This is a genomic window from Micromonospora sonchi (genome assembly GCF_014646235.1).
Taxonomy (GTDB): domain Bacteria; phylum Actinomycetota; class Actinomycetes; order Mycobacteriales; family Micromonosporaceae; genus Micromonospora; species Micromonospora sonchi.
Genome location: NZ_BMNB01000025.1, coordinates 17,475 through 42,170 on the forward strand (window position 1 = coordinate 17,475; position 24,696 = coordinate 42,170).

Here is a 24,696-nt window from a genome sequence, read left to right on the forward strand (position 1 = left end):
GTGTTTGCACGACCGTAGACCGCGGGGGGCGTGTCGTGTTGCTCGAAAGAGCAGTGGATGAACCTTCAGCCGCTTCGGCGGTTACCCCATTGGCGCGGGTTCTGGACCGAACGCCGGCCGCCGAGGATCTGACCTTTTCCATACGGTTGCGGCGAGGTGACCTTGCCTTTTGCGCGCCGGGCAGCCCGATTCGCGTACCCGGCAGGCTCGTCGGTCTCGGCCGTGGTTGGCGTGTCGGCATCCTCGGCGTGCGCATCTTGATCGGGCTCGAGCTCCGGCATCGACATCTCCCTAGATTGGTGGGCCGCCCTGCGGACCATCGCCAGCCTGCGGACGCCGGCCTGCTCGACGCCGGTGTGGGCGCTTGACGGTACCGCAACACCGAGCCCGTCCGACCGACGGTCCGCAGGTCTCGCGTGCAGCACCGCCATCGGATCTGCGGCCGCCGATACGTGAGCGGAAGGCCCGCAGGCAGCCGCCGCTCTGCCGGGCGGTCTCAGCTGGCCGGGCCACCGGCATGCGCACCCGGCTCGTCAGCGAAGAAGAAAGGCGCCGGTAAGAATCCCCGCCCTGGGCGCACTACCTGGTGACGAGACGCCTTCATGGCGAAGGAGAAGGAGCCAGTGACGCATGCCGAACCAGACGAACGGTTCACCGTCCTCTATCACACACACCACCCTCGGGTGTACGCGTACGCGGTGAGCCGGGCGGGTCGCAAGCTCGCTGACGACGTGGTCGGGGACACCTTCCTGGTGGCCTGGCGCAAGCTTGACGACGTACCTGCCGTACCGCTGCCGTGGTTGCTGGGCGTGGCCCGCAACGTGATCCGCGAGCGCTTCCGTGACGACGTCCGGCAGGCGAGCCTCGCCGCGGAGCTGCGCGCGTGGGTCGTGGAGGCGGACGGCGACGTCGCCGACGGCGTCGTGGAACGCGCGACGATGCTGGCCGCGCTCGCGGGCCTAGGCGAGGACGACCGGGAGGCGTTGACGCTGACGGCCTGGCAGGGCCTGTCCGCCAAGGCCGCCGCCCGCGTCGTCGGCTGCTCGACCGCGACCTTCTTCGTGCGCCTGCACCGGGCCCGAAGACGCCTGGAACAGGCCATGTCCGACGCCGCCGCGGTGGATCGTCACCGCCCCGTCCGTACCGTGGAACAGGAGTAAACCCGATGAGTCACCGTGGCACCCTGTCGGCGCTGGCCGACGCCCGCCCCCGCAGCCTCGACCCCTCCGGCCAGCCGGATCCCACCCTGATCATGGCGCATTCCCGGCCGGAATCCACCACCCGCACCGCGCGGCGGCCGGTGGGCCGGCTCGTGCTCGCGGGCGCGCTGCCTGCCGTGGCGCTCGCCGCGACGGGCGCCATCCTGCTGAACAACGCCTCCGGGCCCGGGGCCTCCCCGGCGCAGCCGGCGGTCTCGTCGCCCGCCCCGGCCGACGCCGGCGGCCTGCTGCTGGTCGCCGCCGAACGCAGTGAATCCGCGCCGGCCACCGCCGGCCGCTACTGGGTGGTGCGGGCCGAGCACGGCGAAGGCGCCCGACGCGCGCAGGACGAGCTGTGGTTGGCCACCACGCCGGGCCTGCCCTCAGCCGCGTACGTCCGGGCCGCCGACGGTGGTTCGTGGACCTCCCGGCCGATGCAGGGCCACCCCGGGGAGAACAACGTCCTGCTCGCCGGGCAGCCCAGGTCCGCGCGGGAACTGGCCGCGCTGCCGGCCAGCCCCGCGAAGCTCAAGGACAAACTGCTCACCTGGTACGCCGACACCGGCGCCGCCGAGGGACGCGACCGTTTCCTGTTCCACTCCGGCGCAGCCCTCGTGCTCGACCTGCCGGTCTCCCCGCAGGTGCGCGCGGCGGCGTACCGGATGCTCGCCGCGATGCCCGGGGTGACGTCGCTGGGTCGGGTGACCGACCAGTTGGGCCGGCCCGGCGTGGCCGTGGCGGTGACCCACCAGGGCGACTTCGGCGCGGCGCAGACCCGCCTGATCGTCGACCCGGCGACCGGACAGGCACTGGCTCAGGAGACCTGGGTCGCGGACAGTCCGGCGAGCTGGACCGCGGTGATCGCCGCACGGTGGTCCGACGACGGTCTGCCGGAGGCGTCCGCACTGCGGTGACGGCATCGAGCGGGCATGAGGCGGTGTGGCCCCGACCGGGCCGCACCGCCTCGTCCGTTGACCGCCCGCCGTGCCCCAATGGCGCCAGCGGTCGACCACCCCGGTCTGCGCTGGGAGGTCACGCGCTCGCATCGCCGCAGATCACGGCGCCGGATCAGGGCCGACGCTCACCGCCCGGGCCGGCAGCACCGCGGTGATGCGCGACGGGGTCGCCCGCCTGATGCGACCGGCAACGGCGAGAGCTCCCGCGCGCACCCGTCGCGGCATCGGGATCGGCAGGTCGACCGGCCGCAGGTACAGCACCAGGGCCGCGAACATCGCCAGCCCGAAGCTCCACAGTCCCATGAGGACGGCGATGCCCAGGTGCAGTGCCAGCCCACCGGCCAGCAGCAGCGGCCACCGGCGGCGGGGCGCGAACAGGCCGAACACGAGCGCGAACTCCAGCGCCAGCGATCCCCACGTCAGTGCGGCGACCGCCGTTCCGTGGCTCAGGACGCCGATCAGCGCGTCCCGCATCCACAGCGGTGCGCCGAACATCGGGTCGGCGAGCCAGTAGTAGAGGGCCGTTCCATCACGCCATTCGGTGACGCCGAGCTTGGCCACGCAGGCGTGCAGGTAGATGCCGGCGACCTGGACGCGGATCAGCACCAGCGCGGTGACGGTCAGCAGCCGCGTCTCCCTGCGCCCCGTGTCGTCGGCTGGCGCAACCCAGTGCCAGCGGCGCCGGTCGGTGAGTGCCATCGGGAGCAGGAGCAGCGTGAGCACCTGGGTGACGTGGTCGCCGCCGTCCGGGATGCTGATCGACACGGGCACGCTGATCGACACCCACCAGTGCGGCAGTGCGGTGAGTCGCGGCCGCCAGCCGGACGCGACGACGACGAGCACCGCGACGGCCACGTACCGGGCGACACCCGGCTGATCGGGTGCCACGCAGAACAGGCTGATCCGCCCCAACCCTTCGCAGTACGGGGCGTCCGGCATGCCGGCCACCGGGGCGAACAACGCGCTCGGCGGGCTGAACACCAGCGTGCCCAACGTTCCGAGGGCGAGCAGGGTGCGCGCGAGACCGTACACGTTGGTCCAGGGTGCGTGCTCCGTCCACCGCAGGGCCGCGGCGCCGAGCCGGGTCAGCACGTGACCACCAGCCGTACCACCAACGCCGGCATGTCGATCGCGCGGTCCGACCCGCTCCATGCCCATGGCACCGGCACCTGGCCGGCGAGGCCCACGTCTCCGCAGAGTGTCGGGTCCGGGCTGGGGTTGTCCATCGGGACGGGCGCAGCCCGTTCCAAACAGGCCGGTATGTCGCGGCGGCACTCCTGCCACTGCTCCGCCTTGAGTCGCGTGGTCATGGTGGCGATCTCGACTCCCTGGGTGCGGGAAGCGCGGTTGAACCCGAAGGCGTTGTGCGGCTGGGAGTGCGGCGCGCGCAGGCCGTTGCGCCACCGCCGGTCCGTGCCGCGTACGAATGCCAGCACGTCCCGCTCGCGCGGGTTGCGGGTGAACATTGCCCAGCCCTGCGGCAGGACCTGCCGCACCGGCGTACGGGCGGACTCCTCGAACGGCAGCGAGACCGCGTTGGCCGGCATCTGCGCGTGCACCACGAAGCCGGCCAGCGCCGCGCCCGCCACCAGCAGCGCGAGTGCCACGGCACCGAGCCGTCTCGTGGCCCGGGTCGCGTCCGGTTGTGTCATGTTGTCGTCCCTTCCGGAATGCCGGAGACGGAACGGGTCGGCACGGCTCCCGCGCGTCCCGACCCGTACCGCTGGGTCACAGGGTGCGGGCGACCGCGTCGACCCACTTCTCGGCGGACAGCGTGCGGACGGCGGAACTGCCGACGGGCGGGGCCAGCATCATGTACTGGATGTTGATCACCGAGATCCAGTTGATCACCAGGACCGCGATCGCCGTCGTGATGTTCACCGCGGTCTGTATGGTGACGGCGAGCATGACCGCGGCGCACTGGCCGCTGCCGGTGCCGTCCGCCATCTGCGCGCGGGCCTCGGTCTCGACGACCCGGGCGATCACGTCGCCCACGTCCTCGAGGCCCAACTGGATCTCGACGTGGTCACCGCTGCGCATCGCGGTGGCGAACCGGTCGACGAACCCGGGATCCACCTTCTCCCCGTCGGCCAGCAGCCGGTCGATGGCCGCGACGTTCTCCGGCGTCGCCGGTACCGACGTCAGGGCCAGGTCCGGATGCTTCTGAGCGACCGGCCCGACCCCGAACACCAATCCCTTGAGCAGCGTTGCGGAGTCGGCGGGCTTTGCCGCGACCGTGACGATCGCGGCCGCAGGCCGCTGCGCCGCAGCCGTCGACGGCCCGACGGCCACCATGGAGCCGGCTGCGGTGACGGACAGCACCACCCCGGCGGCCACCCGCCGCCGGCGGGACCTTCCCCGTCTCTTCTCCATCGTTACCTCCCGATCTCTTGCAGGTGCACCGGACGGTAGATCGGCGCGCTGAACGGTCACTGGTCGCGGCTGAACAATCACTTGGTGCCGACTGACGATGCGGCGACGATTGATGCCTACGACTTGACGACGCTTACTTGCATCGATGGATCACGCGGCACTAGGCTCCGCGGTGTCGCGCGTCGGAGGTCCTGGTGCTGGTGGTGCAAGTCCTCGGACAGGTCCGGGTCTGGCACGGCACCGACGAGATTCCGCTCGGCCCACCCGGCCGGCGTGCAGTCCTGGGGCTCCTGGTGCTGGCCGGTGGCCGCCCGGTCACCCGCGCCGAACTGGTCGACGCGTTGTGGGGTGACGCTCCGCCGACCTCGTCCGCCAATGTGGTGCAGTCGCACGTCATGCACCTGCGGCGGGCACTGGAGCCGACCCGGAGCGCACGCTCGCCCAGCCGTCGCATCTGCACCGTCGGCGACGGGTACCGGCTGGTCACCGACGATGCCAGCGTCGACCTGACAGACTTCCGGGACCTGGTCGCGGCGGCCGACCGGGCCGAGCAGCGCCAGCATCAAGCGGAGGCCGCCACCCTGCTCGGCGACGCGCTCGGGCTGTGGCGCGGTCCGGCCCTGGCCGACGTACCAGCACTGGCACAGCACCGTTGGGTGGTCGGTGTCGGACTGGACCGCCGGCGTGCGTTGGCGCGGTACGTCGACGCGATGGTCAGCATCGGCCGTGGCGCCGGGGTCGTGAGTGCGGCGGTGGCCGACGCTGCGGAGCACCCGCTCGACGAGTCCGCCCAGGCCCGGCTCGTCCGCGTCTACCGATCGATGGGCCAGCGCGATCAGGCCCTCGCGGTCTACCACCGGGCACGGCAGCGCCTCGCCGAGGAACTGGGCGTCGCCCCCGGCCCCGGCCTCGCCGCCGCGCTGAGCGAACTGCTGCGCGACGAACCCGATTCGCCCCTGCCGCAGCCGCACCAGGAGCCGCCGCTGGTGGTGCCACCTCGAGACGGAGGAGGAAGACCGCGGCAGCTGCCCGCCGAGGTACCCGCCTTCGTCGGGCGCGGCGCCGAACTCGATCACCTCGACCGGTTGCGGGCCGGTGCGGGAGAGCCCGGGGATAGGCCGGTGACCGTGGTGATCTGCGGCGCGGCCGGCGTCGGCAAGACGGCGTTCGCGCTGCGGTGGGCACATCGGGCCCGCGACCGGTTTCCCGACGGTCAGCTCTATCTGGACCTGCGCGGCTACGGGACGGGAACGCCGCTGTCCGCGCCGGACGCGCTGGGGTACCTGTGCGTCGCGTTGGGCCGGGCCGAGGCCGAGCTTCCCGCCGACCCGGCCAAACGGGCGGCGCTGTTCCGCACCGAGTCGGCGGGTCGCCGCCTGTTCATCCTGCTCGACAATGCCGCGAACGCCGACCAGATCCGGCCGCTGCTGCCGGGCAGCGGGCCGAGCATGGTGGTGGTGACCAGCCGTGACCACCTCGGCGGGCTGGTCGCGTTGGACGGCGCGAGCCGGGTCGAGCTGGCGCCGCTGCCGACCGCCGACGCGATCGCGTTGCTGCTGAGCCTGATCGGCGGGCGAGTCGCCGACGATCCCGACAGCGCCGGAACGCTCGTCGAGCAGTGCGCGCGCCTACCGCTGGCACTGCGGGTCGCGGCCGAACTCGCCGCCTCCTGGCCGGCGGAGAGCTTGGCCAGCATCGTCGGAAAACTGGCCGACCGGCACGCGCGACTGGAGCTTCTCGATGCCGGCGGCGACACCAACGCCGCCGTCCGTGACGTGCTCTCCTGGTCGTTGCAACACGTGGACGGCGTGGTGGCGCTCGCGTTTCGGCGGCTCGCGCTGCACCCGGGTCCCGAGTTCGACGCCGCGACGGTAGCCGCACTGTCCGAACTGGACGCACGTACGGCGGGTCGCGCGCTCGCGGTGCTCGCCCGTGGTCACCTCATCGAGCCGCGCCGGACCGGACGATTCCGGATGCACGACCTGACGCGCGCGTACGCCGAGGAGATGTCCCGCCAACTCGACCCGCCGGCGGCCCGCGCGGCGGCGACCGAACGCCTGCTCGACCACTACCTCGGCGGGGTCTGCCGGGCCCGCGCGGTGCTGTACCCGACCTGGCACGGTTACCTGCCCGGGCCGTCCACGGCCCGGGCGCCATCCGCCCCGGACCTGCCGGATGCCGCCGCCGCAGTCGCGTGGCTGGACCGCGAGCAGGCAAACCTCAGCGCGCTGTGCGCCCACGCCGCGCGCAACGGGTGGCCGCGACAGGCGATCGGGATCGCCGCGAACCTGCAACGGCACTTCGAGGGTGGCAGGTACCGGGACGGGCTCACGATCCACTCGTTCGCCCTGGCGGCCGCGCGCGAACTCGGGGACGACACCGCCGTCGCGCACCTGCGCACTCATATCGGGGAGATTCACCGGCTGCTCGGCCACTACGACGTGGCCGTCGTCCACCTGCGCGAGGCGCTGTCCGGGCACCGCCGCACCAACGACGTACACGGTCAGGCGCGGGCGCTGTCGGCGTTGGGGGTCGTCGCCGAGCGGCTCGGCGACCACACCGAGTCGATCCGCAACCACCAGGACGCACTCGCCCTGTACCGCCGCTGCCGTGACCGGCGCGGTGAGGCGGGTGTTCTGGTCAATCTGGGCAACGCCTACAGCGGGCAGGACGATCCGAAGCGCGCGGCGGACGCGTTCGAGCAGGCACACGCGATCTTCCGCGACCTGACCGAGCCGACCGGGCAGGCCGCCGCCTTGTCGAATCTGGGCGACGTGCTCCTGACGCTGGGTGAGTACACCCGCGCCGCCGAGCGGCTCACCGAGGCGTTGCCGCTTTTCCAGTCCGCCGGGCACCGCAACGGCGAAGCGGTGGTCCGTGCGAACCTCGCACAGTTGAAGCTGCGGTTGGGCACTCCCGACGCCGCCCTGGACGAGCTCGACACGGCGCTGCGGATCTTCGAGGAAACCGGCCACCGCTACGGCGAGGCCAGTGCGCGCAACGGTATGGGCGAGGCCCTGCGCGCCCTCGGACGGTACCCGGAAGCGCTTGCCGCGCACCGGGCCGCACTGGCCATCGCCACCGATACCCAGGACCACGACGAGCATCGTCGCGCGCTGACCGCTCTGGAAACGCTGCGCGAGCATGGCGTACGCGCCACGGCCTCGCGCCCGTAGTGCCTCACCTGCCCCAGGGATTCGCCGGGCGGCGAGGGTAGGACAGTCCACGAGGGCGTCTGGCTCAGCCGCTACCACTACTACTTCAGCGGTCGGAGAGAGTCCGTCGCCGGGCACGGCTCTCGAATCATGGCGGGCAGGTCGTCCAGGGCGGCGAAAGCCGGGCCGCACCAGCTGGGGTCGGTGTCGTTGTGCTCCGTGGTCCGGAAGACGGTCATACCGACCGCTGCCGCCCCGGCCAGCTCACCGTCTGCGCCGTCGCCAACAAAGATGCATTCCGGCGGCTCAACGCCCAGGCGTTCAGCAGCAACGTGATAGATCGCCGGATCCGGCTTGGCCAACCCGACGTCGCCGGAGGCACTCCGATCATGACCGCCATCTCGCCGACCACCCGGTCACGCTCCTCGTCGGCACCCCGAATCAGGGTATAGAAGAGATCGAAGATCACTGGGCGCGACATGTGAGCATCCTATGGAGATCGCCACCGCGGTCGCCCTGCTTCCCATCCCATCTGCGCGTACTCGGCTTCGCGCTACCGCGACCCCAGGGCCTCCGAGACGTTCGTCGGCCCTCCGCGCATCCGGAAGACCAACGACGCGCGCTCATGCCGCTGATCGCGTGCCTCGGCAAGGAGTGCTGGCAATGACTGTTGGCTTCAGACGCGGCCGGGCAGCACAATGCGACAGTGCCAGTTTCCTCTGAACCACTCGGTTACCGGCTTATCACCGGACCCGATGACGCCGAGTTCTGCGCCCGCGTCAGTGGCCTTCTCGACCAGGGCTACCAGCTGTACGGGTCGCCAGCGCTGACCTTCAACGGGGAACGCGTCATCGCCGCTCAAGCGTTGATCCTGCCAGATTCCGCTGGTCCCGAGTCGTTCGAGGACGGGCACAGGTAGCGACCGCTCCTGCCGCAGACATCGTGCGCTCGTGACGAGCCCCTGCTTCTGCGTCGACTCCCGTCGGTGGTGTCTTGAACCCTTCCGGCGCTGAGGATGGTGGGTCACGGCCGGCTGTCTCTAGGATTCTGCCGAGCGAGGGAGGCGGGGCGCAGGTGCCGTTCACGGGGAGTCACATCGCGGCTGTGCTGCCGTTGACGCGGTCAGCGCGGCTGGTGCCATCGGCCCTGGTGATCGGGAGCATGGCTCCTGATTTTCCCTACTATCTGCCGCTGCCGCTGCCGGTGACGGCGACCCTGACCCACTCGCTCGTCGGCGTCCTCAGCGTCGACGTGGTGCTGGGTGTCGGGGCGATGATCCTCTGGCACGAGCTGCTGGCCCGCTTTCTGACCGCCATCTCACCAACCCGGCTGCGCGAACGCCTACCTTCGCCCAGACGTCGGCGTCAATGGTCGGCCGGTCATACGGCGATGCTGATCGTTTCCCTGGTGATCGGTGCGCTCACGCACGTGCTGTGGGACTCGTTCACGCACAACGGGATGTGGGGCGCCGCCCACATCGGCTGGTTGGCTGAATCGCACCTCGGCACGCCGGGCTATCGCTGGATACAGCGCGCGAGCACCGTCGTCGGCGCCGCCGTGATCATGGTCTGGCTGCTCCGATGGTGGCGCAGGCAGTCGCCCGTGCCCGAGCAACGGCCGCCCGCCAATCAGGTACTCGTGGTGGCCGCCTGGCTGGCCATCGGGCTCGCCGCCGCCAGCGGTGTCGCCCTGGCCGCCGCCGAGGACGTGACACCTCAGCGAATGGTGTTCCTAGCCGTCACCCAGGCCTGCGGTGCCGGTTCAACGGTCGCGATCGTCCTCGCCGCCTGCTACGCCGTCCTGGCCCGGCACGACCAACGGCCCGATGCTCGACCGGCGGCATCCGCCCCGGTTCCACAGCCAAGGCAGGCACATCGATCGTCAGCTGGCCGAACGTCAACTCCGGCAGGGCATCCACCCGGAACATCCTCGCGTGGCGCGGGACGCACCACCGATCCATCGGCCGCCGCCACGCCCGACGCTACCGATCCACACGCCTGACAAACCGTTACCTTCCAGTGCGCTTTGGTGAGCACACGATCGATAGTCCTGCCTTGCGGCGGGACGGTCCCGGTCTGACCCGCTGATGCGGTGCCGGGTTCACGTTTCGCGGCCACCTGCCCGCGTACGCGGGTCTTCTGGTCGGCTCCACGTGCTGCCACCGGGCCACTCCCGGCGGTGTCGAACTGCGCCGCCAGGGCGGCCAGGTTCAGTGCGGCGTTGCGGTCCCGGTCGATGACCAGACCGCACACCTCACAGGCGAACTCACGCTCGTGCAGGGCGAGCTTGGTTTTCACCGCGCCGCAGCCCGAGCAGGTCTTCGAGGACGGATACCAGCGGTCGGCCACGAGGAGCCCTGCGCCGTTCCAGGTGGCCTTGTACGCCAACTGGCGGCGGATCTCGGCGAATCCGGCGTCAGCGATGTGCCGGGCGAGCTTGCGGTTGGCGAGCATGCCGGTCACGTTCAGGTCTTCGACCACGATCGTGCCGTACGTCGTGGCGAGTCGGGTGGTGAGCTTGTGCAGGCCGTCACGACGTAGGTTCGCCACCCGGGCGTGCGCGCGGCCGAGCCGGGCCGCTGCCCGCTCCCATCGCTTCGACGCGCGTTGGCCGGTGCTCCGGTCTGGGCCGGCCTTGCGAGACAGCGCCCGGCCGAGTGCCCGCATGCGCCGCTGCCCGGCCACGAGGTGGCGCGGGTTGCCGACCATCTCTCCGGTTGACAGCACAGCGAGGTGCTTGATCCCGACGTCGACACCGACCACCGCGCCCGGCCGTGCCGGGCCGCGTTCGGCGCGTTCGACCTCGACGGTGAACGACACGTGCCAGCGCCCGCCGTCGCGTCGCACCGTGGCGGACATGATCCGCGCCGCGCCTGCTTCGAGGCGACGACCGAGTTTGCGTGCTGACTCGTGCAGCTTCAACCGCCCCAGCCGCGGCAGGACGACGTGCATCCGGTCGGGCTCGACGCGGATCGCGCCGGTGGTGAACCGCACCGATGCTGTGGTGCGGCGGCGGGACTTGAACCGAGGAAACCCAACCGGCCGTCCGGCGCGTTTCCCCGTGCGGGAATCGGCCCAGTTCTTCAAGCCGCGCGCGAGGGCGTCGAGGCCGGTGTTGAACGCCTCCTTGGACACCTCAGCCCACCACGGCGCAACGTCGGGCTTGGCGGCGTTCCACGCCTTGCGCAGGCCCGCGAGGGACCACGACAGCGACGGTGTCAGTCGCTCGTCCGGCACGCCGTACGAGCGCTCGGCCGTGCGCTGGTCCATCACAGCTTTGACCTTCGCGAGCGCCCAGTTGTGCGCGACCCGGGCGGCCCCGGCGTGCGCCAGGACGTCCCGCTCCTGGCCCGCGGTGAGATCGAGCGCAAATCGGTACGCCTGGACCGTCTTCACGCCAAACCCTCAATCTTCTCGCGATGTCCGCTGAGCGCCGAACCGACCTCGGTCACCACCCGCGACACGACAAGATGCTGCCCGGTAGCCCAGGTGGTGACCCGGGCAACCTGCCAGTCCAGGTCGGGTTTCTGATCAGCCGACGACACCCGGGCGTACACCACGGTCTGCCCGGTATCGATGGCCACGCCGGTCAGCGGTTCACCGACCATAACCAGCCGGCCAAGCCGGTACGCGGGAACAGGCAGCCTCCCGGACTCGTATCGCCGACGCGCGGTCACGTACGAGATACCCGTGGCCACTGCCCACTCCTTCAGATTCACGATGCCAACTACAGCCCACTATTGAGCACTATTGACGACCGACACGCCAGCAGTTGTCACCCCCTCACACGCCGACGACGCCCTTCGAAGGCGTCTTCGCGGGCGAGCCTGGTGGTCAGCCCGAGGTGCTCGACACGGAGCGCCCTACCCGGCATCACCGGGGCGAGCTCTCGATTTCCTCGCGCTCCGCCCTGGTCTGTCGTGCGGGGGCGATGCGCTGTGCTCGGTACACGAACGCGGTGACCGCAGCGATGAACACCAGGAGCCCGATCCAGACCATGGTGCGCGTGACGTTGAGTCCGGCGCCGCCGACGCCGAGAGTGCGCCCGCCGTCACGCCCACTGGCGGCCACGGCGAGCACCATGACGATGGTCGCCGCGGCGCAACTGCGGGCCACGGCGCGTCCCAACAGGTCGAGCCTGCGCTGTCCGGGTCGGCGCGCCGGTGCCAGCAGCCTGGTCAGCAGCAGTGCGGCGACGGGCAGTTGGAGCAGCCAGACGCTAGTGCGGAACCAGCCGTCGTACCACACGTTCGTGCCGTACAGCAGGGTGTGCCAGACGCTGAGGACGTACACCACCAGGATCGAGGCGTGCAGCACCCGCCAGGTCCGCGCGCCGATCGACCTGCGCGCATAGAAGGCGAGGCCGAGCGGGATGGCCAGGTAGAAGGCGAGCAGCCCGATGAAGATGGCGACCTTTCCCGTGCCGCTGGCATACGCCCCCGGGACGAACGTGTCGACGAAGGCACTCCAGGTCCGCCCGCCCCAGCCGCGTCGGTCCTCGTTCTCGCGGACGAATTCGGCGAACAGCCAGAACGCGTGGCCGAACATCAGCGCGATGGTGGTGAGGCTGGTGGTCCGGTGCCACTTCTCGATCCGGGCGACGGAGACCGGCAGCCAGCCGAGGCGACGGCTGGAGCGGAGCAGCCCCAGCATCACTGTGATCCACGCCCACAGCAAGGCCGACCACCCGAACGCCTCGCACATCCAGTACATCCAGTACCTGTCGGCGTCAGCCAGCATCGGCATCACCTGCAGCGTCATGGACACACCGGAATCGATGCGCCGGTAGAGCCAGACGAAGATGACCAGGGTGATCACGAGCGCCGCGGTGGCGTCGGCCAGGGCGGCGCGAAGGTCCTGACGGAACGCGAGGAAGTCGAACCACTGTGGTTGGCAAATCTTTTGGACGTCGGACACCAAAGCCTCCTCAACGACCGACATCGATCTTCCGGGCGAGGCTAACAAAAGATCACCGACAATCACAGTGAGCGATGCCCGGCGGCTCAAGGGGGCCGTCGGTGACCGGCCAGCGGTGGCGTACGCGATCTATGCTTCCGCCGTGGGCCGTCGCCCTACCTGGCGCCGGCGCGACGGCGGGGGAGGCCGGGCCGATGGGAATATCGACACTGGTCGTATCGCTGACCCGGCCGGGCGCGTACAGAGCAATCGGGGCGGCGGTGGCGGCTGCGCCGCACGACGCGGTGATCGTGGTGGAGCCGGGTCATTACGACGGCCAGGTCGCGGTGTGGGCGAAGGCAGTCACCATCCGGGCGGCCCTACCGACTGGGCCACCAGTGGTGGTGGAAAGCCGCGACGCCGCACCTGTGGTCTACTGCGAGGACGCGCAGGTCACGCTGCAGGGCCTCTTGTTACGCACGTGGAGTTCCGAGGCACCCGCCACCGTTTCGACGGTCCGTGGGACCTTGACCTTGGAGTCGTGCACCATCACCGGGCAGGCGGACTGCGCCGTGATCAGCGAACGGGGCACGGCGTACCTGCAAGGCTGTCACATCAGCGGAATGCGTCGCGGGGTGGCTTTCATCGATGCTGGCGGTGGTGTCGAGCACTGCCGGTTGTGGGACCTCGACGAGTACGCCGTGCTGTCTAAACGGGATAGCCATCCAACCGTGCGACACTGCCATGTCCAGGACGTCGGCCAGGGCTTCGAGGCGTTCGAGGGCGGCCGCGGCGCGGTGGAGGACTGCCAGTTCACCGGCGTACGGCAGGCAGCCGTGATGGCAAGCTCTCGTTCTCATCCCACGGTAAGACGTTGCCGTGTCTCTGGCGGCCGGGGCAGTGGGCTGACGTTCAGTGGGTCGGCCAGCGGGCAGGTCGAGGACTGCGAGCTGACGGATCTGGAGGGTTGCGGCGTTGAGGTTTCTGGCGGCGCGGAGCCGGACATCCGCCGCTGCCTCATCGACCGGGTGGGCCGCAACGGGATCCACATCAACGGCTCGCGCGGTACCTTCTCCGACTGCACCGTTACCGCCAGTCGGCTGCCTGCGGTCGCCGTGATCGACGGGGCGGCACCGCGAGTTGATGGCGCCGTGCTGCGAGGTGCGCAGGAGGACGCACTGCTGATCCGGGCCGCCGCCGGCCAGTATGCCAACCTCGAGATCTCGAACCCGGGCCGGTACGCCGTTGTGGTGCAGGGCGGTGGTCCGGTCTTTACGGACCTGACGGTCACGGGCGGCGAGGGCGGAATTGTACTCGACGGTGCCCTTGATGCGGACGTCCGGATCGTGGGTGCCACCGTACGGGGCGCATCGAAGGCCGGAATTGCCGCTGGGGGCCCCGGCCGGCTCGCCGGCACAGCGGTGCAACTGGCGGACGCGCTCGTGGGCCTGGTCGGGACCGAGACGACCTCGATCAGCCTTACCGACTCGACGATCTCCGGCACGGCAGCCGGGGTCATCGGGACGGGCCAGGCCAGTCTGCGCCTCGAACGCAGCACGGTCAGCGGCAGGGACGGGTCGGGGGTGGTGCTGCGGGAGCAGTCCCGGCTGGAGATGCGGACGGGCACCGTACGCGACTGCGGCAGCGACGGCGTGCAGGTGGAGACCGACGGCCCGGTACTGATTAATCAGTGCGAGTTCATCAACGTCACCGGCGAGCCAGTACGGGACGCGGACCGACCACTCGTGTCGGTCCGCGCCCCGCAATCGCCCGACGATTCCGACAAGCCGACCTCGATCGGCTCCGCAGCCAGCGGCGACGCCACCGGCCGCGACGGCGATCCAGATCGCCGCGACGCGGATCGCCCAGGAGGCGGTGCTGACGCCGGCGTCGACGCCATGCTGGCGGAACTGGATGCCATGATCGGCTTGGCGGCGGTCAAGCGTGAGGTGCGAACCCTGGTTCACCTGATCCGGGTGAGTGAGCAGCGGCGGAAGGCCAACCTGCCGGTGCTGCCGTTCAGCCGGCATCTCGTCTTCACCGGGCCGCCGGGCACCGGCAAGACGACCGTCGCACGCATCTATGGGCGGCTGCTCGCCCACCTCGGCATGCTGCCAAAAGGGCAGGTCGTCGAGGTAGCGCGGGTCGATCTGGTGGGTGAATACCTGGGCAGCACCGCGCTGAAAACCGCTGCGGTCTTCGAGCGGGCGCTCGGCGGCGTGCTCTTCGTGGACGAGGCCTACACGCTCGCCCGCCAGTTCGGCACCACCTCAGACTACGGCTTGGAAGCAATCGACACCCTGGTCAAGCTGATCGAGGACCGCCGCGACCAGGTAGTGGTGATTGTCGCCGGTTACCCCGCCGAGATGGAGCAGTTCCTGGCCACCAACCCCGGCCTCGCATCAAGGTTCACCAAGACCATCGAGTTCGTCGACTACACCCCCGATGAACTGCTCGCCATCGTCTCCGGGCTAGCCGGCCAGCACGGGTACGACCTGACGGAATCGACCGCCGTCGCCCTGCTGGACCGGCTCTGCGAGGCCGTCCGCGACCCCGACTTCGGCAACGGGCGCGGAGCACGGAAGCTGTTCGGTGCCATGATCGAACGGCAAGCTGGGCGGCTTGCCGATATACCGGCACCGACAACGGAGCAACTCCGGCTGCTGCTGCCGGTGGACATCCCGCCGACGGGCAACTGAACCCACTGCCTCCGGCAAGACGTCTCGAATGTCTCACAACCCCTCACACGCGGGTGGCTCTCCCCGCGCTTCGGGCAGGCTGGGCACTCCGTCCGGCAGGGTCCGTCCACGTCTGTGACCTCGAACGGCCGGCTGCCGACACCCTGGCAAACTTCCGCTATGCCGTCTGAACCGGAATCCTGGACGATCAGGCACTTCTCACAAGCGAACCCGGTCGGCCCCGGCCAGGACAGCGTCTCCGCGCTGCTCCGCCGCATCGCGGACAGCATCGATGAGCGGCCTGGTATCGAGGTCCAGGACGTCGTCCTGCACAGCGAGGTGACTGCCGACGGCGACTGGTGGTCGGCCACCGTCTACTTTCACGACCGGTCGGTTTAACGAAATCCGGTCAGGCTAGTGCCTCATTCGCCGCAGTTGTCGTACCTGTCCCGGCTGCCGAAAACCGCATCCCCCTTGTAGTACCGCACGTAACCTCTACGCAGCGGCCGGCCGCTCTGTACTTCACTGCGGCGTAGTACTTGTAGTCGCCATAGTCGGTAATGGAGCCCTCCACGGCGTAGATGGGTCGTCATCGCTACCGCGCCCTGGTCGCGCTGACTGTCGGTACTGGCCTGCGGTGGGGCGAGTGCACTCGTCCTCGCGGTGAGGGCTCACTCGGCGTTACTTACTTCTCCGCCTTGGCGGGTTATTGGAGCGCGCCATGGCGCGGCAAGCCAGCTCAGGATGTGTGGCGCAGGAGTGCTTCCACCGCCACCGGCCAGGCCCTCCGCGGCAGGCCCTGACCGATGCCGCGCAACGTGAGCAGTGCGGCGCCGGGGATCTCCTCGGCCAGCGCCACGCCGTTCCCGTACGGGAAGAACGGGTCCTCGTCGCCATGCACCACCAGCGTCGGCACGGCAATCTCGCCCAACCGCTCACGCCACCGGGGCCGGCAGTCGACAGCGGCGAACATGCTACCCAGGTGACTGGCACGCTGCGCCTTCGCCGTCCGTCCCGCCCGGTCGAAGACGAGCCCGGCACCGACGCGTGCGTCCGCCTCGTCGAATCCTCGCGTGCCTGACATCAGCCTTGCGGCTCCGGCCATGTAATCGATGACGCTGTCGCGATCGGTCCAGTCCGGCTCCGGACGGCCGAACATCTCCGCCATCATCTCCGGCGTGTGGTCGGGCAAATCGAGATCCACCGGACCAGGAGCGACGGGCCGGGTGGAAATCAGCGTCAGCGACGCAACCTGGTCAGGGTGGTCCAGCGCAAGCAGTTGCGCGACGAGGCCGCCGACGCCGAGCCCGACCACGTGCGTACCCCTCAGCTCCAGTGCCACCAGCAGCTCCGCCGCATCGGTCACCAGATCACGCAGGTCGTAGGCGGGCGCGTCAGGATCGACGAACGTCGACTGGCCCGCATCTCGCAGGTCATAACGCACCACATAGCGCCAACCAGCTGATCTCTCCCGATAGCAGGTTCGTCGCCGGTGGGCGGCCGACGCCCATCGCTCCCGGTTTTTCCTCGTCTCGCTGTGGACACGGAATAGACCAGCCGGGTCGCGAGATTTCATCGGCCCCGCCTGCGCAAGAAGCCGTTGCTTCGCCGCCTCCCGCTCGGCCGCCTGGAACTGCTCGCCCCGGCTCCCGGACGAAGAGTTCTCGCTCATGCCCCACCTCCGCTGGTAGGGGCGCGACGATGTGCCCTGGAAGGACCAACAGTGCCCGCCGCATCCCGCTGGCAGGGCGAGTGCACCAGGCGGGCGTCGTCCGACGTGCTGGGGATGCCCTCGGCGATCAGGTATTGCTTGGTGATCGCCTTGCGCGTGGTGCGATGCCACTGTTCCACAGGCGCCGCTGTCGCGGTCGCCGAAGACCCACCGGTCCTGGCTGGCGGGGTTGAACCGGCCGTAGTACCTGGAGCCCCTGCCGGCAGCTTCCTGAACCCGTCAGGTGCCGTTGCTGTCAGCGGTTGCTATCAGGTGTTGCGGACACCCGGCCGGTAGCTAGGGAAGCGGCTGTCGGCCTCAGTCGCCCCGAACGTGAACCGTGCGATCGAGTGGCTCGCCGCCGGTCCGAAATCCCGACCGGCCCAACGCCGTGTCCGTGTCTGCAAACCGCCACCGCCGCGCCTGAACGATGCCAGCATGCACCCACTCCTCCCGTACGATCGGCCGGCGCAGCTGGGCTGCGAACCACACCGCTGTCGCCTCTGCGCACTCCTCGACAGATCCGGCAGCATCAAACGCAAAAGCCGTTCGCTCCTCCGGGAGGTGCAGAAGTTGGTTGTGGATTTCGTCGCCGCGTACTCGTCCCCCACCCAGATACGCCCCGAGGGTCAACAGAACCTCACTTTCGGCATCATCGACAACGTCCATCCAGGCCAGCAGCTCGTGGCCGTCTGCACCCCACGCGGCTACCTCTGCAACGTCGTCCGGGTCAGGCAGAAGGAGATACGTATTGACAGGGTCTGCCGGCCATGTCCTTGCCCGGCGACGCAATATCGCGACGAACTCGGCGAGAGGTGGAGCGAGCGGCCCGTCAAACTCGAACCAGTCAGCTACGTCCACGCGCGCACTGTAGCCGAGCAAGCAGCGCGGCAAGACAGGCGAAACCCGTGAGCGTAGGCCGACACCGGGCCAGGGCTGAACCGGGAAAGCATGGTCGACTTCGGCGCTCGACAGTGGCAGGCTCGCGCTGACCGCGTCGAACGGTTCGGTGACACCACCGCCACCGAGGGGCAGTCCACAGCGTTTCGGTCGTCGCCGCATCCGCACGCAGGCATTGTGATCGTCCAGCCCAGTACAGCAGAAAGGCCGAGAGCGACACGGCGGGGGCGTGCCGTAGGTCGTACGGTCGGCGACTCAGCGGGGAGCGCTGCTGTGCCGGTGTGAGCACCTTGCCCGCGCGTCTTCTTGGCGGCTCAGTGCATGATCTTGCGTTGGATGGATCGAGGCAGGCCGGCTGCCTGCTGCGCGACCTACGGCCCTTGCCTGGCGACCTGGCCGGGCAAGGGCCTGAAATCAATTCGAGCCCGCTCGCCTCGCCCGGTACGATCGCGAGCTTGTTCTCACTGCAGGGAGCCCATGAGATCCGCGTGCGGCGACCCCGGCAGTTCCCATGCTGAGAGTAGGTTTCGTCAATGGCATGCCGTATCAGTGAACTCGTGCTCAAGTGCCGCGACCCCGAGTTGCTGGCGCGGTTCTGGTGCGAGGTCCTGGACTTCGTAGAGCTCGATCGCGAAGAGGAGGGCTGCATCGAGATAGGCCCGCGCGAAGGGTTCGGTGGCCCCCAGCCGACGATCTTCCTCATCCGCACCGACGAGCCGAAAAATGGGCATGCCCGGCTGCACATCGACGTCAACCCCACCGACCGCGATCAGGACGCCGAGCTCGAGCGCCTCTTGGCCGCCGGGGCCAAACTCGTCGACATCGGTCAGCCTGCGGATGCGTCCTGGCACGTCCTCGCCGATCCAGAAGGCAACGAGTTCTGCCTGCTCAAGCGCCGCCTCGACCCACTCTGACGGCCCTCGCCAAAACGATCGAGGCAGCCGCCGCCCCGCACCCGCCGACGGCTGTGACGCACGGACGGACGCTGACGGTCCCGGCGGCGGGCTGCTCGGCTCGCCCCGGGTCTTTGGCGGTGGGGAAGCACCTGTCGGGGCGGTGTGCTCCGTGCTCAGATCAGCGGAGAGAGCGCGACAAACGGTCCCTCTCGTGGCGGAGAAGAACGGTGAGGCGAACCGGGTCAGGCGCCAGCTTCTTGTTGGCGCTGGTAATTCTCGTTTTGCCGGAGGGCTTCTTCGAGCTGGTCCTCGAGGATGATGATCCGGCAGGCGGCTTCCAGAGGGGTGCCTTGGTCGACCATCTCCCGAGCCCGGGCGGCGAGGCGCAACTGGTAGCGGGAGTAGCGGCGGTGCCCGCCAGCTGACCGGAACGGGGTGATCAGCTTCGCCTCGTCGAGCCGGCGCAGGAAATCCTGCGAGGCGCCGGCGATCTCCGCAGCGCGGCCCATCGTGTAGGCGGGGTAGTCGTCGTCGCCGAACATGTCATCGGGTTGGGCCATATACATCTCTCTCCATGACGAGGGCCCCGGCGCGAGAACGCCGGGGCCCAGGGTTTCGGGTCGAAAACACCATCTACCGACAGGTTCGTCGGGTTGTCGTATCCGCACCTGCCGCCGTCGGCGGTGTGGGGTGCGAGGATCGCATAAGCGTGACCGGAGACCACCTCTCGTTCGATGGAAACTGCGGTGTCCGCCCCAGAGTTGAAACTGCGTCCTGGCGGCGGGCGATCCAACGGTGTTCAGCCCTCCCTTTCCTCCGCTTCCGATACCTGTGGTGCTGTCGTGCTGCCCGCCGGTGTCGAAGCCCCACGCAACTCCATGGCCCCGCACACGTACGGCGAACTGTCCTGCCAGGCCGGGCGCTCAATCAGCATCGCCCCGCCTGCTTTGCCCTGACCTGGGACTACATCAGGGCTTACCTTCCACGTGCCTTGCTGCGTGCGGTGATGCGTACTTCCGCCGCTGTGCCGAGCGAGCCACGAAATGGGTCCGGGCCCTGCTTGACGCTCGGTCTGACTCGTCTGCGTTTTCCTCGGATCTCTTCTACCAACACCAGGAACACTAGCCAGTCGCGGCAAGAATGTCTAGCACGTTGGCCATAGATTTTCTCGGCGACGGTCCGAGCTTCCAGGATGGCGACGGTGGTTACCCACGGTGGTGACGCTCCGCATCACCGCAGACGTCGATGCCGGGATGTCACGCTCATCGCTGCGGCACGCCTCGCCCACATCACAACGAAGAGGTCACCGAGCAGGAAGCCCTGCTCAGAAGGTTGCCGGTGGGGTTCGCGTCTCAGCCCCCGGGATCCATGCCGACGCCACCACGACGGCACCCAGAGTCATCCGTCGATGCACCATGGCCCTCGTGAATGGCGTCAGCGGTTCCCCGGACGACAGCCGGCACCATCCAGACGGGAACGCCCGGCCGACGGCGTGAGCGAGCGGTGATTTGCCATAGTCAACGCGTGCCGTCACTTGCCACACCTGCACTGCCGCGCGGTTCGATGGCGGCGCTGGCGCAGCCTGAGATCCACGCGAACGACCTACTGCTTCGCCCCTGGCAGCCGTCGGATCGCCACGCTGTCGTGGCTGCCTACGCCGACCCGACCATCCAGCGCTGGCACTGCCGCTCGATGACCGCCGACGAGGCTGGCGACTGGATAGCTGCCTGGCCAGGCCGGTGGCGCAGTGAGACCGGTGCCGGGTGGGCCGTGCTCGTCGCGGGGTGCATCGTAGGGCAGATCAGCCTGCGCCGGGTCGACCTTGCCGAGGGCTTGGCCGAGGTGTCCTACTGGGCGCTGCCTGACGCGCGAGGTCGTCGCATCGCCCCACGCGCGTTGTGCACGGTCACTGCACCACCCTCCGGCTACACCGCGTCGAGCTGTCCCACTCGACGGAGAACGTGGCGTCCTGCCGTGTCGCGCAGTACGCCGGCTTCGCAACGGAGGGCACGAAACGCCGCGAGGGACGCCATGCCGACGGCTGGCACGACATGCACCTCCACTCCCGCCTCGACAGCGACCTGTGAGCGGAACGCTCGCTCATCGGCTACATCCGGACGCCGATGGCGAGCCGAGGTCACCTTCGGTGACGAACACCTCGCGGAAATGAGCGTGCGTCTTCAGCTTTCGCTAAGGAGCGTGGTGTCGGCAACCGATGGCGACCGTGGCTGCCCGCAAACGAACGCTCACGAGCCGCGGGTCTGCTCAGGGTGCCGCAGCCGGGCGGGATTGATGTTCGCCGTGCTGGCGGCGCGTTGGCCGGACAGCGTGACGGTCTGCTGCCGAGCAGCGGCGGCCATCGCCTCGGCGACTTGAATGGCGTTCTTGACGTGGCCGCGCCGGAGCAGGGCGGTGATCCGGTCGACGCCGGCGTGCCGGATCGCGGCCGGGGTCTGCCAGCACGCGAGGACCATCATCGGCCCCTTCCGGTTCAGGTCCACGGCCCGTTCCAGGGTTGGGCTGATCCCGGTGAGCAGCTCCTGCAACCGGAAGAGGGTGGCGACGCGCTGCCCGACCAGGTCGGCTCGGTAGCTCTTCAGGACGGTGAGTTCGGCGAGGAGCCGGTCGCAGGGTTCCAGGACGGGGATGTCGGGGCGCATGCAAATGGTCTGGGCGGCCGATGACCGCGTCGAACGCCGACTGCTCATCGAGCGGATCAGGCAGTTCCACCCCGGTCACCGACAAGCGCCACGCCGCAGCAGTGTGGCCCGGCCCCGCCGGTCGTCCACCTGGTCGCGTCGTGGCTTGAGCACGCTCGTCAGGTGAAGCTGCGCGTCTTCCGGAGCGCCGCTCATCGGCACCTCGTACGTCGCCACCCGCTCCAGCCAGTCGTGGGCCAGGTGGCCCCGGTCCGGATCGCCAACAAGGACCCGAGCGCCTTTCGCCACGACGCGGGCGAGGAACGGCAGCATCCGGGCCGCCACAGCCGGGTGGTAGAGCGCGTCACCGGCCAACACCACATCCATGCCGTCAACGTCGCCGTCAAGCAGGTCACTCGACGACAGGGCCAACTCGACGCCGTTGGCGTGGGCGTTGGCGTTGATTGCCGCGATCGAGTAGGGGTCGATGTCGTTGGCGGTGACTCCGGCGGCGCCGGCTATCGCCGCGGCGATAGCGACCAGTCCGGAGCCGGATGCGACGTCGAGGACATGGCGACCGGCCACGGTGTCCGGGTGATCGAGGATGTAACGCGCGAGACCCTGCCCGCCGGTCCAGGCCGACGCCCAGAACGGCGGCGGGAGGACGTGGCCCGCCTCGGCTTCGAGTCGTGCCCAGAGGACGATCGCGTCCTCTGCCATGACCAGCCGCACCTCCGGCACCAGCGGCACCGGGGCCAGCCGGAGCCGGTCGATGCTGCCGGTCCCGGCCGCGTACGCGGGGGCGGACAGCGCTTGCGACACCAGCGGTTCGAGGCCGGGCAGGACCGCGGTGTCGCAACGAACCGGCATTCGCCGGTCCGTGGTCTCAGCCACCGCCGTGGCGACGGGCGAAGCCTTGCCGCCACGGCTTGGCGGAGTCAACGTCAGACCAGGCGGATGTTGGCGGCCTGGAGGCCCTTCTGGCCCTGCTCGACGTCGAACTCGACCCGCTGGTTTTCTTCCAGGCTGCGGAACCCGCTCGATGAGATGGCCGAGAAGTGGGCGAAGACGTCAGCGCCGCCACCATCCTGCGAGATGAAGCCGAAGCCCTTGTCCGCGTTGAACCACTTGACTGTGCCGAATGCCATGTCTTCTCCTCTGAGTAACTGATGCAGTCACGTACCGGCCCTCGGTTGCCGCCCCTGCTGGTCCGGAAGAACCGGCAGAACAAAGCGCCCGGCGGGTTAGATACCCACCAGGCGCTGGCAAAGTATGCGACAAACCGAAGGTTGCAACCCGATGAGACTAGCACGGGCGCGCCGCGCGGTGGTGTCAGCGCCGACCGCGCCGGCTACCAACCCGCGTGCCGGAAGAGAACGCCGCCGCGCCCCGTGGCGCGGACGTGGTTTCCGCAGCACTCGCCCGACGACCTTCCGAGCCTCTCCCACGCGCTGCGCTGGCGGTCGATCCGCCCGCCGCCGTGCGCGGATCCGGGCGCCGCGTGGCGCTGTGGCCTCGTCCGTGATGCGGCGGCGTCATCGCTACGGGAGGCGCCACGAAGCGGCGCTCGCCCGGGGCGAGTTCGGTGAGCAGCGAGTCACCGGGCCCAAGCTGGGTGATGGTCGGGTTGATGCCGGCCTGGCGGGTGAGGTCGCGCACGTCGGTGACCTGGTCGTCGGTCATCAGGGTGACGACGGTGCCGCTCGCTCCGGCACGCGCGGTCCGCCCCGAGCGGTGCAGGTATGCCTTGGGTTCGGCGGGCGGGTCGGCGTGGATCACGAGAGCCACATCGTCGACGTGGATACCGCGCGCCGCGATGTCGGTCGCGACGAGCGTACGGGCGTCGCCGGCGGAGAACGCCGCCAGATTCCGGGTGCGCGCATTCTGCGCCAGGTTGCCGTGCAACTCCACGGCGGGCACGCCCGAGGCGACCAGTTGGCTGGTCAGCTTCTTGGCGCCCCGCTTGGTGCGGGTGAATACGAGCGTGCGCCCCGGGGCTGCCGCCAGGTCGATCAGGACGGGGAGCCGGTCAGCGTGACGCACCCGGAGCACGTGGTGGGTCATCGCGGCGACCGGGGACCTCGCCGAGTCGACGCTGTGGGTGACTGGGTTGGAGAGGTACCGCCGCACGAGGACGTCGACGCCCGCGTCGAGCGTCGCCGAGAACAGCAGCCGCTGGGAGCGGGGCGGTGTCTTGTCGAGGAGTCGCCGTACGACCGGCAGGAAGCCCAGGTCGGCCATGTGGTCCGCCTCGTCGAGCACCGTGACCTCGACGGCGTCGAGGATCGCGTGGCCGGTCGACACGTGGTCGGCGAGCCGGCCGGGACAGGCGATGAGGATATCGACCCCGGCACGCAGTGCACCGACCTGTGGCCGCGCGCTCACCCCACCGAAGATCGTCAGGGTCCGCAGCGACAGCGCGGTGGCCAGCGGTGCGATCGCCGCTTCAATCTGGGTCGCCAGCTCGCGGGTGGGCGCCAGGATGAGCGAGCGCGGGCGGTCGGGCAGCCGCGGAGACGTGGCGGCCGAGAGCCGGGCGAGGACCGGGAGAGCGAAGGCGTACGTCTTGCCCGATCCCGTCCTGCCACGACCCAGCACGTCGCGTCCGGCGAGTGCATCCGGGAGCGTCGCGGCCTGGATCGGGAATGGCGTGCTGATGCCCGCCTGCTCGAGCGCGGCGACCAGGCGGCCGGGCACGCCAAGGTCGGCGAAGGAGGTGGGTGTGACAAGGGGTGTCTGGCTGGGGCGGCGTGCCGCCATGGGAGTCTCCGAACGTGGAAGGGGTCGCCCTGCACGGCGCTGACCGATTGGTCGCGGCGCGTGGTGATCGACATCAGAGGCAGGCCGTGGTCGGAACCGGCGGACTGGTTGATCAATCTACCCGCACCCGGGCCCAGGCCGTACACGATGGCTTTTTGGGTTAGGGTTCGACGGGCCGAGCGAAACGGATCCACGCCCCCGGGCGAGCGGCCGGATCCGCCCCGCTCGTTTTCCGCACCCGGATTGCATGTGCGAGCGGGTAAGTCGCGCGTTGGCGCGTAAACTTGGAGCAGCTCTTGACTGATGTAACCGGGCATGACCCGAACTTGTTCCGTGAAGCACCGGGAGCAGATGCGGCTTTCGACCACGCACCTGCCGTCGACGTAAGTTCGGCTGCGATGACCCGCCTGCGCACCCCGTTCCGTGTCGAGGGTGACGCCGACCGGAAGCCGACGACTCGTTAGGCATCACGACGCAACGGAGCCCAGCCGGTAAGGGCTACCACGCGTGTCGGTTCGACGCGTCGCAGGTACC

The 24,696-nt window shown here is 69.5% G+C and carries 22 protein-coding genes and 3 pseudogenes; 9 read left to right on the forward strand and 16 right to left on the reverse strand.

Features of this window, described 5'->3' with window-relative positions; all coding sequences use genetic code 11:
• Positions 1-65: 65 nt before the first annotated feature.
• Entirely contained in the window at positions 66-281 is a 216-nt protein-coding gene (locus IEY61_RS22760; protein ID WP_189047643.1) for a hypothetical protein, read from the reverse strand.
• 321 nt (positions 282-602) lie between these two features.
• Here IEY61_RS22760 and IEY61_RS22765 point away from each other — a divergent pair, with 321 nt between their 5' ends.
• Positions 603-1,160, forward strand: a complete 558-nt coding sequence (locus tag IEY61_RS22765; RefSeq protein WP_189047645.1) for an RNA polymerase sigma factor — start codon at positions 603-605, stop codon at positions 1,158-1,160.
• A 5-nt stretch (positions 1,161-1,165) separates the two neighbouring features.
• Positions 1,166-2,113, forward strand: coding sequence for a CU044_5270 family protein (locus IEY61_RS22770; protein ID WP_189047647.1), 948 nt, complete (start codon positions 1,166-1,168; stop codon positions 2,111-2,113).
• A 141-nt stretch (positions 2,114-2,254) separates the two neighbouring features.
• Here the strand turns inward: IEY61_RS22770 and IEY61_RS22775 are convergent, their stop codons facing one another.
• The 3 genes from IEY61_RS22775 to IEY61_RS22785 form a co-directional block, all read right to left on the reverse strand.
• Complete coding sequence (locus IEY61_RS22775; RefSeq protein ID WP_189047649.1) at positions 2,255-3,247, reverse strand: sporulation-delaying protein SdpB family protein; 993 nt, start codon at positions 3,245-3,247, stop codon at positions 2,255-2,257.
• A complete protein-coding gene (locus tag IEY61_RS22780) occupies positions 3,241-3,807 on the reverse strand; it encodes an SdpA family antimicrobial peptide system protein (protein ID WP_189047651.1) in 567 nt (188 codons plus the stop codon). Before IEY61_RS22780 ends, IEY61_RS22775 begins: the two co-directional genes overlap by 7 nt.
• A 76-nt stretch (positions 3,808-3,883) precedes the next feature.
• Positions 3,884-4,528: a sporulation delaying protein family toxin gene (locus tag IEY61_RS22785; RefSeq protein WP_189047653.1), complete on the reverse strand. Its 645-nt coding sequence runs from the start codon at positions 4,526-4,528 to the stop codon at positions 3,884-3,886.
• 194 nt (positions 4,529-4,722) lie between these two features.
• Here IEY61_RS22785 and IEY61_RS22790 point away from each other — a divergent pair, with 194 nt between their 5' ends.
• Positions 4,723-7,704 carry an AfsR/SARP family transcriptional regulator gene (locus IEY61_RS22790; RefSeq protein ID WP_189047655.1) on the forward strand — a complete coding sequence of 994 codons (2,982 nt, stop codon included), beginning with the start codon at positions 4,723-4,725 and terminating at the stop codon, positions 7,702-7,704.
• Between the two features lie 80 nt (positions 7,705-7,784).
• Here the strand turns inward: IEY61_RS22790 and IEY61_RS31415 are convergent, their stop codons facing one another.
• Both IEY61_RS31415 and IEY61_RS31420 read right to left on the reverse strand, forming a co-directional pair.
• The gene (locus tag IEY61_RS31415) at positions 7,785-8,024 is read right to left on the reverse strand and encodes an HAD family hydrolase (RefSeq protein ID WP_229706365.1); all 240 of its coding nucleotides are present in this window, start codon (positions 8,022-8,024) and stop codon (positions 7,785-7,787) included.
• Positions 7,919-8,164: a hypothetical protein gene (locus tag IEY61_RS31420; RefSeq protein ID WP_229706369.1), complete on the reverse strand. Its 246-nt coding sequence runs from the start codon at positions 8,162-8,164 to the stop codon at positions 7,919-7,921. The genes IEY61_RS31415 and IEY61_RS31420 overlap by 106 nt, the downstream gene beginning before the upstream one ends.
• A gap of 225 nt (positions 8,165-8,389) precedes the next feature.
• Here IEY61_RS31420 and IEY61_RS22800 point away from each other — a divergent pair, with 225 nt between their 5' ends.
• Both IEY61_RS22800 and IEY61_RS32210 read left to right on the forward strand, forming a co-directional pair.
• On the forward strand, positions 8,390-8,602 hold the full coding sequence (locus tag IEY61_RS22800) for a DUF1737 domain-containing protein (protein WP_189047657.1): 213 nt from the start codon (positions 8,390-8,392) through the stop codon (positions 8,600-8,602).
• A gap of 155 nt (positions 8,603-8,757) precedes the next feature.
• A pseudogene (locus IEY61_RS32210) lies at positions 8,758-9,456 on the forward strand (DUF4184 family protein); the annotation flags it as partial.
• A gap of 17 nt (positions 9,457-9,473) precedes the next feature.
• Here the strand turns inward: IEY61_RS32210 and tnpB are convergent.
• From tnpB to IEY61_RS22820, 3 genes are all read right to left on the reverse strand, one after another.
• On the reverse strand, positions 9,474-11,078 hold the full coding sequence (tnpB, locus tag IEY61_RS22810; protein ID WP_229706350.1) for an IS607 family element RNA-guided endonuclease TnpB: 1,605 nt from the start codon (positions 11,076-11,078) through the stop codon (positions 9,474-9,476).
• Positions 11,075-11,380 carry a recombinase family protein gene (locus tag IEY61_RS22815; RefSeq protein ID WP_189047661.1) on the reverse strand — a complete coding sequence of 102 codons (306 nt, stop codon included), beginning with the start codon at positions 11,378-11,380 and terminating at the stop codon, positions 11,075-11,077. Before IEY61_RS22815 ends, tnpB begins: the two co-directional genes overlap by 4 nt.
• 175 nt (positions 11,381-11,555) lie before the next feature.
• Complete coding sequence (locus IEY61_RS22820; protein WP_229706351.1) at positions 11,556-12,599, reverse strand: ferric reductase-like transmembrane domain-containing protein; 1,044 nt, start codon at positions 12,597-12,599, stop codon at positions 11,556-11,558.
• Positions 12,600-12,793: 194 nt separating this feature from the next.
• Between IEY61_RS22820 and IEY61_RS22825 the strand changes: the two genes are divergently transcribed.
• Both IEY61_RS22825 and IEY61_RS22830 read left to right on the forward strand, forming a co-directional pair.
• Positions 12,794-15,277: a right-handed parallel beta-helix repeat-containing protein gene (locus IEY61_RS22825; RefSeq protein ID WP_189047665.1), complete on the forward strand. Its 2,484-nt coding sequence runs from the start codon at positions 12,794-12,796 to the stop codon at positions 15,275-15,277.
• Between the two features lie 159 nt (positions 15,278-15,436).
• Complete coding sequence (locus IEY61_RS22830; protein WP_189047667.1) at positions 15,437-15,655, forward strand: hypothetical protein; 219 nt, start codon at positions 15,437-15,439, stop codon at positions 15,653-15,655.
• Between the two features lie 340 nt (positions 15,656-15,995).
• Here IEY61_RS22830 and IEY61_RS22835 read toward each other — a convergent pair whose 3' ends face one another.
• Both IEY61_RS22835 and IEY61_RS22840 read right to left on the reverse strand, forming a co-directional pair.
• The gene (locus tag IEY61_RS22835; RefSeq protein ID WP_229706352.1) at positions 15,996-16,928 is read right to left on the reverse strand and encodes an alpha/beta fold hydrolase; all 933 of its coding nucleotides are present in this window, start codon (positions 16,926-16,928) and stop codon (positions 15,996-15,998) included.
• A 357-nt stretch (positions 16,929-17,285) separates the two neighbouring features.
• A complete protein-coding gene (locus IEY61_RS22840; RefSeq protein WP_189047669.1) occupies positions 17,286-17,828 on the reverse strand; it encodes a hypothetical protein in 543 nt (180 codons plus the stop codon).
• A 572-nt stretch (positions 17,829-18,400) separates the two neighbouring features.
• Here IEY61_RS22840 and IEY61_RS22845 point away from each other — a divergent pair.
• Positions 18,401-18,781 carry a VOC family protein gene (locus IEY61_RS22845; protein WP_189047671.1) on the forward strand — a complete coding sequence of 127 codons (381 nt, stop codon included), beginning with the start codon at positions 18,401-18,403 and terminating at the stop codon, positions 18,779-18,781.
• Between the two features lie 224 nt (positions 18,782-19,005).
• On the opposite strand, the gene IEY61_RS22850 is transcribed toward IEY61_RS22845, so the two are convergent.
• On the reverse strand, positions 19,006-19,305 hold the full coding sequence (locus tag IEY61_RS22850) for a helix-turn-helix domain-containing protein (RefSeq protein ID WP_373293198.1): 300 nt from the start codon (positions 19,303-19,305) through the stop codon (positions 19,006-19,008).
• A gap of 982 nt (positions 19,306-20,287) precedes the next feature.
• Here IEY61_RS22850 and IEY61_RS22855 point away from each other — a divergent pair.
• Positions 20,288-20,850 (forward strand): annotated as a pseudogene (locus IEY61_RS22855) (GNAT family N-acetyltransferase).
• 216 nt (positions 20,851-21,066) lie between these two features.
• On the opposite strand, the pseudogene IEY61_RS22860 reads toward IEY61_RS22855, so the two are convergent.
• The 4 genes and pseudogenes from IEY61_RS22860 to IEY61_RS22875 form a co-directional block, all read right to left on the reverse strand.
• Positions 21,067-21,438 (reverse strand): annotated as a pseudogene (locus IEY61_RS22860) (IS110 family transposase); the annotation flags it as partial.
• 60 nt (positions 21,439-21,498) lie between these two features.
• Positions 21,499-22,272, reverse strand: a complete 774-nt coding sequence (locus IEY61_RS22865) for a class I SAM-dependent methyltransferase (protein ID WP_189047675.1) — start codon at positions 22,270-22,272, stop codon at positions 21,499-21,501.
• Between the two features lie 74 nt (positions 22,273-22,346).
• Complete coding sequence (locus IEY61_RS22870) at positions 22,347-22,550, reverse strand: cold-shock protein (protein ID WP_189047677.1); 204 nt, start codon at positions 22,548-22,550, stop codon at positions 22,347-22,349.
• A gap of 184 nt (positions 22,551-22,734) precedes the next feature.
• Positions 22,735-24,162 carry a DEAD/DEAH box helicase gene (locus tag IEY61_RS22875; protein WP_189047679.1) on the reverse strand — a complete coding sequence of 476 codons (1,428 nt, stop codon included), beginning with the start codon at positions 24,160-24,162 and terminating at the stop codon, positions 22,735-22,737.
• Positions 24,163-24,696: the final 534 nt, after the last annotated feature.

What these genes read in the sequence shown, in the direction of transcription:
- IEY61_RS22825 (WP_189047665.1), top strand. Translation starts at nt 12,794, where the DNA reads ATGGGAATATCGACACTGGTCGTATCGCTGACCCGGCCGGGCGCGTAC.
- IEY61_RS22780 (WP_189047651.1), bottom strand. Translation starts at nt 3,807, where the DNA reads ATGACACAACCGGACGCGACCCGGGCCACGAGACGGCTCGGTGCCGTG.
- IEY61_RS22785 (WP_189047653.1), bottom strand. Translation starts at nt 4,528, where the DNA reads ATGGAGAAGAGACGGGGAAGGTCCCGCCGGCGGCGGGTGGCCGCCGGG.
- IEY61_RS22850 (WP_373293198.1), bottom strand. Translation starts at nt 19,305, where the DNA reads ATGTTCGGCGACGACGACTACCCCGCCTACACGATGGGCCGCGCTGCG.
- IEY61_RS22770 (WP_189047647.1), top strand. Translation starts at nt 1,166, where the DNA reads ATGAGTCACCGTGGCACCCTGTCGGCGCTGGCCGACGCCCGCCCCCGC.
- IEY61_RS22875 (WP_189047679.1), bottom strand. Translation starts at nt 24,162, where the DNA reads ATGGCGGCACGCCGCCCCAGCCAGACACCCCTTGTCACACCCACCTCC.
- IEY61_RS22830 (WP_189047667.1), top strand. Translation starts at nt 15,437, where the DNA reads ATGCCGTCTGAACCGGAATCCTGGACGATCAGGCACTTCTCACAAGCG.
- IEY61_RS22765 (WP_189047645.1), top strand. Translation starts at nt 603, where the DNA reads ATGGCGAAGGAGAAGGAGCCAGTGACGCATGCCGAACCAGACGAACGG.
- IEY61_RS22865 (WP_189047675.1), bottom strand. Translation starts at nt 22,272, where the DNA reads ATGCCGGTTCGTTGCGACACCGCGGTCCTGCCCGGCCTCGAACCGCTG.
- IEY61_RS22870 (WP_189047677.1), bottom strand. Translation starts at nt 22,550, where the DNA reads ATGGCATTCGGCACAGTCAAGTGGTTCAACGCGGACAAGGGCTTCGGC.
- IEY61_RS22845 (WP_189047671.1), top strand. Translation starts at nt 18,401, where the DNA reads ATGGCATGCCGTATCAGTGAACTCGTGCTCAAGTGCCGCGACCCCGAG.
- IEY61_RS31420 (WP_229706369.1), bottom strand. Translation starts at nt 8,164, where the DNA reads ATGTCGCGCCCAGTGATCTTCGATCTCTTCTATACCCTGATTCGGGGT.
- IEY61_RS22760 (WP_189047643.1), bottom strand. Translation starts at nt 281, where the DNA reads ATGCCGGAGCTCGAGCCCGATCAAGATGCGCACGCCGAGGATGCCGAC.
- IEY61_RS22835 (WP_229706352.1), bottom strand. Translation starts at nt 16,928, where the DNA reads ATGAGCGAGAACTCTTCGTCCGGGAGCCGGGGCGAGCAGTTCCAGGCG.